This window comes from Halovivax cerinus (assembly GCF_024498195.1).
Lineage (GTDB): Archaea > Halobacteriota > Halobacteria > Halobacteriales > Natrialbaceae > Halovivax > Halovivax cerinus.
Genome location: NZ_CP101824.1, coordinates 595,734 through 608,648 on the forward strand (window position 1 = coordinate 595,734; position 12,915 = coordinate 608,648).

At 56.9% G+C, this 12,915-nt stretch carries 12 protein-coding genes and 1 pseudogene; 2 read left to right on the forward strand and 11 right to left on the reverse strand.

All coding sequences use genetic code 11. The features are described 5' to 3' along the window. Positions 1 to 38 precede the first annotated feature (38 nt). From NO366_RS02765 to NO366_RS18585, 4 genes and pseudogenes are all read right to left on the reverse strand, one after another. Complete coding sequence (locus NO366_RS02765; RefSeq protein WP_256532789.1) at positions 39 to 1,598, reverse strand: hypothetical protein; 1,560 nt, start codon at positions 1,596 to 1,598, stop codon at positions 39 to 41. A 235-nt stretch (positions 1,599 to 1,833) separates the two neighbouring features. After that, a complete protein-coding gene (locus NO366_RS02770) occupies positions 1,834 to 2,790 on the reverse strand; it encodes a MarR family transcriptional regulator (protein ID WP_382274537.1) in 957 nt (318 codons plus the stop codon). Positions 2,791 to 3,006: 216 nt separating this feature from the next. Then, positions 3,007 to 4,383 (reverse strand): outer membrane protein assembly factor BamB family protein, encoded by a 1,377-nt coding sequence (locus NO366_RS02775; RefSeq protein ID WP_425493218.1) that lies wholly within the window; start codon positions 4,381 to 4,383, stop codon positions 3,007 to 3,009. A gap of 63 nt (positions 4,384 to 4,446) precedes the next feature. After that, positions 4,447 to 4,770 (reverse strand): annotated as a pseudogene (locus tag NO366_RS18585) (hypothetical protein); the annotation flags it as partial. A gap of 294 nt (positions 4,771 to 5,064) precedes the next feature. On the opposite strand from NO366_RS18585, the gene NO366_RS18590 reads away from it, so the two are divergent. Then, the gene (locus NO366_RS18590) at positions 5,065 to 5,400 is read left to right on the forward strand and encodes a DUF7437 domain-containing protein (RefSeq protein WP_425493196.1); all 336 of its coding nucleotides are present in this window, start codon (positions 5,065 to 5,067) and stop codon (positions 5,398 to 5,400) included. Positions 5,401 to 5,503: 103 nt separating this feature from the next. On the opposite strand, the gene NO366_RS02780 is transcribed toward NO366_RS18590, so the two are convergent. The 3 genes from NO366_RS02780 to NO366_RS18595 form a co-directional block, all read right to left on the reverse strand. Further along, on the reverse strand, positions 5,504 to 5,914 hold the full coding sequence (locus NO366_RS02780; RefSeq protein WP_256532792.1) for a winged helix-turn-helix domain-containing protein: 411 nt from the start codon (positions 5,912 to 5,914) through the stop codon (positions 5,504 to 5,506). Between the two features lie 74 nt (positions 5,915 to 5,988). Beyond that, on the reverse strand, positions 5,989 to 7,002 hold the full coding sequence (locus NO366_RS02785; RefSeq protein WP_256532793.1) for a tyrosine-type recombinase/integrase: 1,014 nt from the start codon (positions 7,000 to 7,002) through the stop codon (positions 5,989 to 5,991). Between the two features lie 696 nt (positions 7,003 to 7,698). Next, positions 7,699 to 8,082 carry a DUF7344 domain-containing protein gene (locus tag NO366_RS18595; protein ID WP_425493197.1) on the reverse strand — a complete coding sequence of 128 codons (384 nt, stop codon included), beginning with the start codon at positions 8,080 to 8,082 and terminating at the stop codon, positions 7,699 to 7,701. 132 nt (positions 8,083 to 8,214) lie between these two features. On the opposite strand from NO366_RS18595, the gene NO366_RS02795 reads away from it, so the two are divergent. Beyond that, on the forward strand, positions 8,215 to 8,505 hold the full coding sequence (locus tag NO366_RS02795) for a HalOD1 output domain-containing protein (protein ID WP_256532795.1): 291 nt from the start codon (positions 8,215 to 8,217) through the stop codon (positions 8,503 to 8,505). Between the two features lie 169 nt (positions 8,506 to 8,674). On the opposite strand, the gene NO366_RS02800 is transcribed toward NO366_RS02795, so the two are convergent. From NO366_RS02800 to NO366_RS02815, 4 genes are all read right to left on the reverse strand, one after another. After that, positions 8,675 to 9,346, reverse strand: coding sequence for a hypothetical protein (locus tag NO366_RS02800; protein ID WP_256532796.1), 672 nt, complete (start codon positions 9,344 to 9,346; stop codon positions 8,675 to 8,677). Between the two features lie 188 nt (positions 9,347 to 9,534). Next, entirely contained in the window at positions 9,535 to 9,723 is a 189-nt protein-coding gene (locus NO366_RS02805; RefSeq protein WP_256532797.1) for a DUF5786 family protein, read from the reverse strand. 90 nt (positions 9,724 to 9,813) lie between these two features. Further along, entirely contained in the window at positions 9,814 to 10,497 is a 684-nt protein-coding gene (locus NO366_RS02810; protein WP_256532798.1) for a DUF7504 family protein, read from the reverse strand. Positions 10,498 to 10,954: 457 nt separating this feature from the next. Further along, on the reverse strand, positions 10,955 to 12,868 hold the full coding sequence (locus NO366_RS02815; RefSeq protein ID WP_256532799.1) for a beta-CASP ribonuclease aCPSF1: 1,914 nt from the start codon (positions 12,866 to 12,868) through the stop codon (positions 10,955 to 10,957). Positions 12,869 to 12,915: the final 47 nt, after the last annotated feature.

The window sequence follows — 12,915 nt, forward strand, 5'->3', positions numbered from 1 at the left end:
GTGATCCGACACAGCGTCTTTAACGTACTGAAGAGTCCTTATGTTGGGTGAAGTTTCCCATCGGGAGATTTGTAGAGATAGCCTCTATCAATCATTCTCTGAATATATTTCTCAGTTTTCTTCCCCTTGTTGAATTTACTCGTATCGAGCAGTCTCGATACGAGTTCATTCCGGACGCATGGTTTACTTTTTAAGAACGTGTGCACAACGCTCTCTCGATCCGTTGAATGGGACCCTTTAATGCCTTGAGCAGCATCCTTGATGAGGTCAGTTCCCAAGAGTCGCTCTGCCTGGGCTTTGAAATTCCAATGAGCGTCCTTCATATCTTGATCAGTGACTTGTTCTCGCTTATCACTTCTCGCAAACTGCTGAGCAAGCCGGAGAAGGTTCTTATAGGTCTGTTCTGCCCTTAATTCTGCTAAATGATGAACGGTGTCATTGAACCCCATTTGTGGTAGGAAAATTTCCCAATCTTTCGTTAGATCTCGAATCCATTTCTCTTGGTCAGCTCGTTGATCCCCGACGTCTGGCATAACCTGTCTTGCTTCAACCACATTTATCCAGACGTCTTCATAATCAACAATACTATCATTGACTCTAGATAAATCAACATCGGCTTCTTTTAGCTCGTCAAAAGAACTAATAGTGATCTCGTTTTGAGTGAAGTGTTCTAGCGTGTCCTGAGCGACGTGAAGATCCCTGCCGCCATCCGGTACCACATTTCCTAAATATGAGTATTCACCGGGAAAGGTCGTCCGATGCTTTGCTTCCATATGCACATATTCATAGGAGTCTCCAGATTTTAACCCAACATGGGAATTTGCGTTGGGGATTTTCTCAGCTGTGTTATAGACGATCTTTCTACCACGTCCCTTTGAGTGGCGTTCACTAAACCCGCTAGTATCACGGCTTGGAGGATTGTACTCTGTATACTCTGGAGGAAGGATTCTGGCCACTTGCTTATTCAAGGTTTTTGCAAACCTTGTCGTAGGACTTAATGAACAGGACCCTATGCCACCGGTACCCGTTATATTTTGAGGCGATGAAATCATCGGAGCATGGATAGAGTGAGTCATCAAATCATCGCCACCTAACCACTCGCCCAAAAGATCAAACATATCTATATCACTGGAGTTCACATTCTGATATAGATAATCGATAGATAGAGATTCAAAGTCTTCAACAATAATCGCGTCAGTACCATAAACGTCCCCTTTGAAAAGAACGATCTCCTTTTCTGGCTCAAATATCCTGATGAGGGAATAATCATCAGGTAGCTGCATGTCTTCTGGGAAAAGTGCGAGTTTCTCTAGTTGAGCACTGTTTCTGAGTGCAGATGTGCCAAGGATTTTAAATCCCCGTTCGTTCACCTCTTTCTTCAATATTTTCGACATATCTACCGGAATCACATATGTGATGTATTCATCCAATTTGTCTCCACGATCTGCTTCTCGATATTTGGTATCCCACTGGCGAGCGTGCTCAATCCGCTCTCGTTCCGATTTTAGAAAGTCTTTATTAAGAAATCTATCTTTGGGGAGATTTGCAGAGGAGTCCGCAAACCACGGATAATACTCGGACCTCCTCAAACTTGGCATAGTCCGTATTGAACATCAAACATAATAAAAATAAAGGCTAATTCTCACCACTATTCAAAATTTTGAGATGAAAGTAATTCTGTCAGGAAATTGAGAAGACAGACCCATACACAAAATAATCCCAAACTCAATCAGGTAATTCAAAGTCTATGGTTATATAGCTGCCACTCAGGGAGCCACTCGTCAACTCGGCAAGAAACGTCCTAATGGCCTCCTCACCGCTGAATACAGTCATTTATGCGACTCCGTACTGGTCTTTCAGCGCTGCGTATTCCTGAGCGCTCGGCAAGGAATTCCCCACCATCATCTCGTCGTCGGCGTCGGTTCCCTCGTTTATGAGACGATACATTCGAGATATCGTTGCGCCCAGACCGTACCAGGTCGCAGTCTCGGTGAGCGTTTCCTGTTCGATTCGTTCCTGTTCGATGAGGAGCATCGCGTAGCTCACGCGTCGGGAGTCGATGTCGAGGACGAGCGTATGGCAAACGATGTCCGCAAGGGTGAGATCGTCGTCTGGGGCGTACCAGAAGGCAGGTTCTCCTGCGAGGAAGAACTGCAGACCGTACCCCTGGAACTTCGCTAATCCAGTCACGTCCCAGTCGTCGGCGTTCTGGAGTGTGTCCGTGTCTTCGGAGGTCTGTACGTGGACGAGTGCGCGTTTCGGGTCACACCACGCAATCGTGGCGCTGGGTGCGAGTCGCCGAACGCGGTGGCGGTGGTCATGCCTGACGACGGCGATGGTGAATTCGAGTAAGGGGTGGAGGTCGTCGGCGAGTGCGTACTCTGGCCCGGCAGGTGCGAGCATCGCTCGGTTCTTCAACGGAGACAACGCTTTGTGGACGGCCTGTCGCGTAATCCCTAACCGGTCAGCGATCGTGGTGACGCGGCGTGGTTCATCGAGGTACCAGCAGACCTGTATCGTAGCCGGTGAGAGGAGATCCGCCCAGTCCACGTGCCCGAGGTTCGATGTCAGGTTCCGGTACGCTTCGACAACGGGATCGGTAGTAGCACGAACGACACGCTGGTTGTGCTGCGATCGGGATTCGCGCAGTACTCCGTTGTCAATCAAGTCGTCAGCGACGCGGTAGATCTGCTTGCGACTATACCCGGTTTCTGTGGCCAACTCTTGGGCAGTTACGTCTCGCCCGGAACTCAGCACGTCCAGAATAGCGAGTCCGGCCTTCGTAAACATCCTTGTAAACAATATTATTCTAACAGCTAAAAGGGACCCCATATTTTAGTTTACACGTCAGAGGGAGAGAAGGCTGGATATGTCCGACACATATCTATCTGGCTCTGTTGAAATCCTTAGGGAGTGATATGTTTGCCTCTCCCTGCGGTCAATGTAGGCGTACTAGTGACCATCTTACCTTCTTGTCATACCAGCCGATCGGACGGAGTGCTTCGTCTATTTTCGCTCGGTGCTCCGACGCCGATTCAACAGATAGCCCGCCCCGCCAAGTGCGCCGAGTGCGCCGACCGGCCAGTAGTCGGAAAGATGGCCATCCTCCTGATCGTTCGCCGGTTTCTCAACCGGGATTGTCAGTTCGGTCGCATCCTCGTAGACCCGTGCAGCCAGTGATAGTTCACCCGGCCACTCGGGAGCCGGGACAGTCGATTTAGCAGGACCCCTTTTGACGGTTCCGGACGCTTCTATCGTCTCCGATTCACCATCCGTGAGTTCGATCGGCTCCTCGAAGGAATCCTGGCCATCGAAGTGTATTTGTCTCAACCCGTTCTCGTCGCCGTCGGTTGCAGCGGCATCGAAGTGGAGTGTTCGCCGTCCGACTTCGTCGCCGACGTTCGTGACGGTAATCTGTACCGTAATCTCGTCGCCCGTGACTACCGGGTTGGGGACGGCGTTGAGTTCGACGACGAACTCGGCCGGGGCGACGTCGGTGGACGCGGCCTCAGCCCAAGCGTGGTGGTGGCCCTGTGCGCCGAGCAGGACTCTCGAATCCACGCTTGAACCGTGGACTCTTGCATCCAACGCGTAGACAGTGCCGTCCGTGTCAGCGACGTAGACCGTCCCGTCGACGACGATCGGCGCTGTGCGGATCTCGGCACCTGTCTCGAAGCGCCACCGCTCACTCCCGTCGGCGACATTGAGCGCGTACAGGGCCCCGTCGTCGCTCCCGACGAAGAGCGTGTTACCGGCTACCGTCGGTGAGGAGCGTACTTCACCGAGCCGTTCGAACCGCCACCGTTCCGTGTCCTCAGCGGTATCGAATGCGGCGACGATGCCGCCGTCTCCCTCGTAACTCTCACCACCCACGTACACCGTTCCGTCGGCGACCGTCGGTGACGATAGGATACCCCAATCAGGGTTGTAGCGCAGACGCTCCTGCCCGCTGTCAGTGTCGAGGGCGTACATGAATCCGACGGTGCAAACGAAGAGAGTCCCGTCGGCCACCGTCGGCGATGTAAGAAATGGCTGCTCGACTTCATCAAAAAGCCACTCTTCGTCGCCGGTTTCGGCATCGTAGGCGTAGACGGTTCGGTACCCGCCAGCCGCATAGACGGTACCGTCGACGACCACTGGAGACATTTTCCCTCGCGGGTTTGGGCCTTCAGCCCACCGAAGTTTCCCGACCGCGCTGTTAAATGCGGCCACGCGACTCCCGTTCCCGAGATACACTGTTCCCTGAGACACCGCCGGCGACGAGAGGACGTCCCCGCCATGATACCCGCGCTCCTCGGACCGCCACAGTTTCTCTCCCGTCTCCTGATCGAGCGCGAACACGCCACGTCTGGGGACGAAAACGGTGCCGTCGACGACTTCCAATGCACCGACTACCGGGGCGATTGGCACCCCGTCAGTACTCGAATCAAGCAAGTGGTGTTCGTAACGCCACCGTTCCTCGCCGCGGTCAGCGTCGAGTGCGTGGACTGCTCCATCACCGCTTAATGGGTCCGAGCAACAACGACTTCCAATAAATACGGTCCCTTCGACGACTGTCGGCGACGTCGGAAGCGAATACGTGGTCTCAAATCGCCAGCGCTCGTCACCGTCAGTCGATGTTCCATGAGCCCGGCCGACACGACCGATCGACGCGAGCCCGGCTCCCGCGGTCGTTAAAAGCACACGACGACGGGTCGGCCCTTGTCCAGCCGTCCCGTTTCCGGTCGGCACGGATACTGTGTTGCGCCGTTCCCTGTGAGGTGACGGCATCTGGTCTACGTTCTAACTTGTTGAGTATAAACCTTCGTTAGCGCAGGTAATAGCGAAACGGTCAATTCGCAGTTCTCATTGACCGGCTGTTTCAGACAAGAATGTATCTGAAGAATAGGGTTTCAACAGAGCCAGCTATCTCAAATACCTTGATACCCACATCCATCCGCACGGTTTGCTTAGTGAGTTTCGGACATGGAATATGACTCCTGGATGAGAGTTGCGGATGCTAGATAAGTGTGAATACAGCAGAATTGTCGATCGTGTTGCTCTCTCCAGCAACGCAGGCCGTAAATGTATAAAGCCCAACCGGTTCGGGGTGACAAAATAACTGGTCGAAACACACGATCGAGCCGCTCTCTGAATGAAAACCAGTATCTGGGGTGTAGGTCGGAGCAGATCCTATTGGGCCAGTCATGGTTGCCAGTGTATGGCGCAGTCGAGCTGGACGACATCGAACTCTTCGTCGAGCGTAATGGGAAGCCGAAACTCAGTTCCGCTATCGCCCAGACCATCGAGTATCTCCGTGGAAACAGGAGTCACCGCGGCGCAGCGGACGCACCTAATGTCCCAGCCGTCGAAGGAATCGCAATCACGCAAGCGACCGAGATAATCGACTATCTGATGTAGGATCTCAACATATCATTTCTGGCTGCTGAATCCGAGAGTTCGCTTCCCGACACGGCCCCAGAGACGCCCCAATTAACCCGTTGATCAATCCGTGCACTTCGACTTAACCATCAACAGAACTGCCGTACATGGCTGAAAACTCCTTTTCGGCTAACAAGAGGGGCTCGATCCCCTCAGTCAGTACGATCTCCCCGAAAATAGTTTCCCGATAAAACGTGGACACCGTCATTTCTCCCTTCTCCGTACGCATGCGTCGTTGAATAAGACCAGCATCGAGAAGGTGATCGATATGGTCGGAGAGCGTACTGCTGTCCTCGGAAAGTTCCTCAGACAGATCTGATGGAGTGGTCTCCCCACCGTGGACAAGTCGGTAAAGAATCTCGAATCTAACTCGATGGCCTACAGCAGCGTACATTTGAATATACTCGTCGAGATTTAGAACACTGTTTGCTGGGAGAAGATCAGCTGGATCACTTGGATAGTCCCCGTTTTCACGAAGGGGGTCCGAGGGCATCTTACCTCGTTATATAGATAATAGAGGTATAGACCTTCCTGGGTCAGCAAATGCTGAAAACAGGGGTCTTTAAGTTAGTCGTCAGGCAGGTAGCGGCGTCGCTGACGCATCTTCTCCAGTGAGGTACGCTGATCGTAGTGCCTGTCAAGCACATCAGGGCTAACATCCATCCGATCGCTCACGATCGGTTTTGGCGTTTCCTGTTGGAGATGATAGGTAATCGAACCTCGTCTAATTGGGTGTGGGCTCAGCGAAGATGGACACGCATGGCACTGCGATGTCGGGATCGCTTCGCATTCATCCGGATCACGATCATGAGGACAGGGGTCCCCATACACGCACGGCCGGGTGAATTGGTAAGCAATCGTTCGCCCTCGATTCCGACTCAACCGATCTCGACGGGTCGCAAACAACGGATTACGTCCCGCTTGATCAGTAACCCCAGGATGATTGACCTCAAGCCAGTCATCTAGGATCGCACAGACCGAATCGGTTACTGCGACGAGCCGTTCACCATCTTTGCCGTTCTTCAGCGTTGACCCAGAATCCGGCCGATGAACCAACGCGAGATACTGATCGTCGGGATTGTAGTCCTCAATATCGAGTCCAACAGCAGCTCCTATCCGAAGGCCAGTATGCCAGAGTATCGCCAGTAACGCGTGTTCGAGTGCCGCGTACCTGTACTGCTCCAGATGATCCAGCATCTTCTTCGCCAGATCTGGGTCCAGCATCACCTCACGAGCATCATCCTCGGTCGTTTTCGGCAAAATGATCTGCTCGTCCAACCCCGATTCGACTGCGTCGATTGACGCTGCGAACCGAAGGAAGGCTCTGAGGGTTGCCAACTGACCCTTCATCGTCGCAGTAGCAACATCGTCTTCCTCACGGCGTTTAATTCGAAACTGGTGGATATCGCGTCCTGAGAAGTTGTTCATGTTCTCTATTCCTTCCTCCTCGCACCATTCGACGAACTGCTTGAGTCTGTATCCTTGCGACTGGATTGTAGCGTCGGCGAGTTCGTGGGCTCGTGCATCGAGGTACATCTGTCTGGCTGTGCGCGGATCGAGTGGTTCAAGATCGCTAGTCATGGTGGATCGAAGCGAAGACGAGAAGGAGTGTGCTTCTAAACAGGGGTTTTGAGGTCTGTTGTGTGCGTTATCGTATGGCTGACACCCCCGAAGAGTCTGGATTGTCCCCGACAGGGCCCATCCAGGGACTACTCGATTTGTGACCGTCCCCGGAAGTGCAGTTTTCGGGCGTTTCACCCACGTAACGCCCCGTTTTCCTGATTCGGAAATCGCCGGTTCGAAAGTGGAGCCCAGGTGGCGACCACCCGCGGGTCGCCGCCGTCTTGCGATTTCTATAGCCGTAAATTGGTGGTTAGTATGAGCTCGAAAGAAATAGATATCGAGCTCGAGACGCTCCGAAAGCGCGCTTCGAGTAATCCGAAGCCCGTGAAGGAACGGGAGTTTCGCTGCTCGGAGTGCGGCGCGCGCTGTACCCGACTTCTCGATGGTCAGTCTGAGGCCGGGCATGCGCGCACGTGCTCTCGTCGACTGGAGCGGACGGGTTCGTACCGGGTCTGTCCGACGAACCCGGACAAGGTGGAGGTCCCGCGATGACGGACGGGGTATTCCCCATCAGTGGTCTCGAAATCGAAGGCCCCGTTGACGATGGACGTCGAAAATGTGTGCCGATAGTTCGTCGAACACTCACTCGGTCACGTCGAAGGAGCGCACCGGACCGACTGCGAAATGGAGAGCGGTCGGTCCACCGTCGGTCGGTCACCACTGGTCTTCCATCCTGTCGATATGTTCCAGGGCAGTCTCGACCTGTTCGTTCGGAACGTACTCGACGTACTGCTCACCGACGTCGTACGTCACCAGGTCGACCGCATCGAGTTTCGGTCCGTGGACGTGGATCAAGACGGATTGCAAGTGATCCGTCCCGGGCGCCTCGCCGGTTCGGTCCTGCTCGATTTCGCGAAGGTGGGAGATGACGTGGTGCATCGGTACTCTGTTCGTCTGGGAGTCCCGGCAAAAGCGCAGGATTTCACGTCGCTGGTACTGACTGAGGAGTTCTAACACTGCATCGACGGACAGAGAATCCCCCGCTGAAACTGCTGTGCCATCTTCACACATGGTAGATATAAGCATAGTAGGCGCCATAAAGCCAACAGTAGTGTTCGTCAGCAACACTGTGGTCGCATCGGATAGTACCGTGCCCGTCGAACGGTTCGATAGCGATTGTACGAACGAATAGGAGCCAACCGTTTTCCCCGCTGAAGGCTTATGGACGTCGTGACAATCCCCGTCAGCCTCGAGGTCGTACGAACGATCGCGGAGCGAGAGGAGATCGATCCCGCGACACTCGATCCGCCGCTCCACGATGCCGTCGATCCGGACGCACTCGACGCAGTCTTCGAATCGACGCCCGGGGCGGACCGGACGGACGGACAGATTCGCTTCGAGTACGCTGGCTACGCCGTAACGGTCTTCGCGGATCACTCGGTCTCGGTCGAGGCGAGCGACGCCTCGACGAGGGAGCACCCACCCAGGGACGACAGCGGCGACCTGGACCCGAACGAGTGAGCGTCGATCGTGACGAATCCAGTCACAGCCGGGTGTACAGCAACGACGGTGCATCGATCCCAGTGTCGGTACTCCTGGAAACGGGCCCCTGGTGAGGGAACTGTTGGCCCAACGGGGTACTGATGGTCCAACGGTATTCGGACGCGTCCGCGTGTTCGTCGGGTTCGGACTAGTTCACACCGTGTAGTCGCATCGTCGTGGAGGCGTCGGCATAGAGCGGCTGTCGGACCCGCAGGACCTCGGCCCAGAAGGCGAGCGTCGTCTGCACCCAGCCGTCCTCCTGGGGGTAGACGAGCGTCTCGAATTCGTCGCCCTCGAACCGGGGGCCGAGCGGCGTCGAGTGACACCGAATCGTGTGCGCCGCGATTTCCGATACCGGTTCCGATAGTGCGTCGTCACGAGCGCGAGTGGCCAGGACGGGACAGTCGTGATCGCGAGCGAGTCGAGCGAGCCGTGCGAGCGTTCTGAGGAGCAGGTCGGTCGCCTCGTCTCCCCGAAGGTCGTCGTCGCGATACTGGCCGTCGACGGCCGGCGCGACGACGAGCGACGGATCGATGCGTCGATCGGAGAGCGTCGCGACGAGCTCGTGGTGCTGTCGAGCGGTGAAGCCGCGTGCGACCTCGATTCGATCGAGGATACGGTCCGACGGCGAGACGTCGGTTATGACGTCCGTCCGGGCGTGTCCGTGGCTATCGACCCAGTAGCCGTCGCCGCCGTCGACGAGCAGGTGATCGACCACGAGCGTGTGAAGCGGGACGATGGAGTCGTCCGTTTCCAGCAAGGTGATGCCTGGTTCGAGCTCCGGGAGTTCCGGGATAGACGGGGTATCGAATCGGTCCATACCCCACGGATCCGTCCCGGGTGACGTATGGATCCGGGTCCGATTTCCGAAAGTTCCGAATTGACTCGCCTCGGCGGGTTGCTGCGTTCGCCTCCAGCGAAATTTCGACGTGTCTGGCGCAATCATCACCGAAGACTGACTCCCAGAGACGGCTGGGAGCGGTGGGTGGAGTCAGCCGGTCGGAACGATCACTCTGCGTGCTTGTCGTCTTTGATGTCCTGGAGTTGACCGAGGAGTTCGTCGGTCGAGGCACCCGTCTCGACCGTCATATCGCCATCGTGTTCGTGTTCGTGGACGTTCACCGCGGCGTCCTCGTCGTCTTCGTCACTGACATCCGGTTGCTGTTGCTCGGACTCGTCGTAGCTTCCAAAACCCATAGTACCGAACGAGCGGTCCACGTATTTAGTGCCACCGGAGTCGCGGCCTCTATGGGGACCCCGGTTGTGAAGAGATGACAGTCGATGGATTCACCGATATGAGGGCCCTGGAGACGAGGGGACGGAAAAGCGTCTCGCCGACTGGTAGTCGAACGTGAGGGGCGTATCCACTCCGCCGGTAACCCAGAGGATTCCGTCTACGTGCTGTGCGAGGGCAGCGATCGTCTCCTCGTCGTGTTCGGTATACGTGAGACCGTAGAATCCGATCCCCGATCCGGTTCGAAGACCGGCGATCCGCTGGAGGACGTCAGAAACGCGCCCGGTCGACGAATGGTCGAGTATCGGCGTGAGCGACCGGACGATGAGGTGTCGAGAGTCCGGGTTCGGACTCATCGATTCGGACAGTTCCGAGAGGCCGATTACGATCCGTTCGAGATCGGCCGACGAGGGTGTAAAGACCGTCGGCGTCCCACCGTACAGCGACGCCAAATACTGACTCTCGGAGGTCGTATCGACGAGTCCGATCGACGGACCCCCCGACGGACAGAGCCGGTCGTAAACCGTGCTGGTTCGGTCGGCGCTCTCGGTCGTCGTCACGACGAATGCGGACTCGTCGGTACGGCCGTACTGACAGAGGGCTCGGAGTCCGAGCGCACAGGTTGACGGGTCGACCGTTCCCGCGACGAGGATCGTTGCTCCAGTACCCACCGCATCGGGGAATTCGGGAAGAGAGGGCGTACAATCGTCGACCGACGGATCGATTGATTCGTTCATGAATAGGAAGATGGCTGTCTGGTGGTTCGAACCGCTATCCGTCCGCGTGAGCCGAGACAGCGCCCCGTTTGGGTAGTACCGAGCGCCGGGGGCAGAACACTCGACGATGGACAGGTGCCCCTGGACACTGGTCGAAACGGAAGCTCTCGAGCGCGAACGCCACGTTCCCGGAGCTTCGTCCCGAAGTCCGAAGGTGGAAGATCTGTTTCGTGAATCATGGTGATACGGATAGCGAGGTCCCGCAGTGTGCCACGGTAGAGGCATCGGAACTGGGTGTGCCTACGAGCAAACCCCAGAGCGCCGCCAATTCGACGGCGAGCCGTGGCGAACGGAGAAGGACGGGACAGCGAACGTCGTCCTTTTACAATGGAATATGGGAGTACAAAAACGTTTCGCACTATCTCCCTCTCCTCCGATTCGCCGTCCGCACTCCCCGCAGGCGACGGCCGACGTATCGTCAGGCGAGTCGATAGGTTTCGAGGTTGCGCGGCGCGTAGGTTCGGCAATCGAAGTTCTGGTAGAGTGCCGACGACAGTTGGTCCGTCGCCGATTCGTCCCCGTGGACGCACAGAATCTCCTCGGGGCGTGGGTTCATCGTTCGGACGAAGTTTTCGAGACCGTTCCGATCCGCGTGGCCGGAGAAGCCGCTCACTGACTCGATGGTGAACCGGAGCGTCATCCGATTCGTGTTACCGTCACGATCGGTGAGATGAATCTCCCTGTTTCCACCCTGGATTCGACGACCGAGCGTTCCCTCCGCCTGATAGCCGACGAAAACGAGCGCGTTGTCCGGATCCCCGCCGAGTAGCTCTAGCCACGACATGATCGGCCCGCCGGTGACCATCCCCGACGTCGAGAGGATGATCGCTGGTTCGCCGTCGGCGATATCCTGCCGCATCTCGTCGCCACCGTCTACCTGCTGGAACTGGGCCGCGAGAAACGGATTTTCGTCGTCGTGCAGGATCCGCTGGCGGAGTCCGTCCCGGAGGAACTCCGGATACGCCGTGTGGATTGCCGTCGCCTCCCGGATCATCCCGTCGAGGTAGATCGGCATCGTTGGCAGTCTCCCGGTCCGCATCGCCTCTTCGAGTACCAGCATGAGTTCCTGCGAACGACCGACGGCGAACGCCGGGATAACGACCGTCCCGTCGTTCTCGTAGGTCTGCGAGATACGGTCGATGAGGGTGCGCTCGCTGTCTTCCTGATCCGTCTGGTAGTCGTTTCGGCGCCCGTACGTCGATTCCATGACGAGCGTCTCGGCGCGCGGGAAGTCGTTGACCGCACCGTTGAACAGGCGCGTGTCGGTGTAATGAACGTCCCCGGAGAAGACGACGTTGTGGCGTCCGTCGCCGACGTGAAAGTGAGCGACGGCACTGCCGAGGATGTGCCCCGCGTTGTGCATAGTGAGTTTGATGTCAGGTGCGATATCAGTTACGTTCCCGTAGTCCATCGTGATCGTATGCGTCAGCTCCTCGCGGACCATCTCGCTGTCGTACGGCGGCGTTCGCCCTTCTTTGGCGGCGACGTCGAGATAGTCGAGCTGGAGTAAGCCGATGAGGTCGCGCGTCGGCGCCGTCATGTACACGGGGCCGTCGTAGCCGTACTTGAATAGCAGCGGCAGCAACGCGCTGTGGTCCAGGTGCGCGTGGGTCAGGACGACGGCGTCCAGGTCGGCGACCGGGTTCGCCTCCGGCAGCTGCAGGTACGGAACCTCGCCGTCGGCTCCCGGTTTGTCGCCACAGTCGACGAGGACGCGGGTTTCGGGAGTCGAAAGAACGAAACTCGCACGACCGACCTCCCGACAGCACCCGAGTGTCGTGATCCGCACCCAGTCTTCGTCCGACTGGGGCTCCCGGTGAATGTGCTCTCCGACCCGTTCGAGGATTTCTCGGCGCTCGTCGCGCTCCGTGACGAGGTAGTTCCGGACGTTCGCGACCGTCGAAGACTCCATCGGTGGCGTGCGGAGAACGTCAGGCGTCCAGCCTACCTCCTTCGTGATCTCGTTTAGGGTGCTCCCGTGGCGGCCGATCACGAGCCCCGGCTTTTCGGCCTCGATCACGACCTCTCCGGTCGTCGAGAAGAATTCGAGATCGGTGATACCGGCGTCCTCGGGAATCAGATCGCGGATCTGGGGTTCTGCGTCCGCCGGTTCCGTTTGCGTCCCAGGAGCCGGCCGGATCGTGATCCGCTTGCGGAACGTTTTCGCGAGTTGTGGAACGATACCGTCGCGGTCGGCGAACAGTCGAGGCGTTTCAGTGTAGATGACGAGTTCCGGCCCCTCGTACGTCACTCTGGAGACCGAGAGATCGTCCGGAACGTTTGATTCTATCTGCGCTTCGAGCCCCGAATACGGGTCGTGATGTGAACTCATGTCGGATCGTGGTCGTGGGGTCGTTCTGACGGAAACGCACATGCACA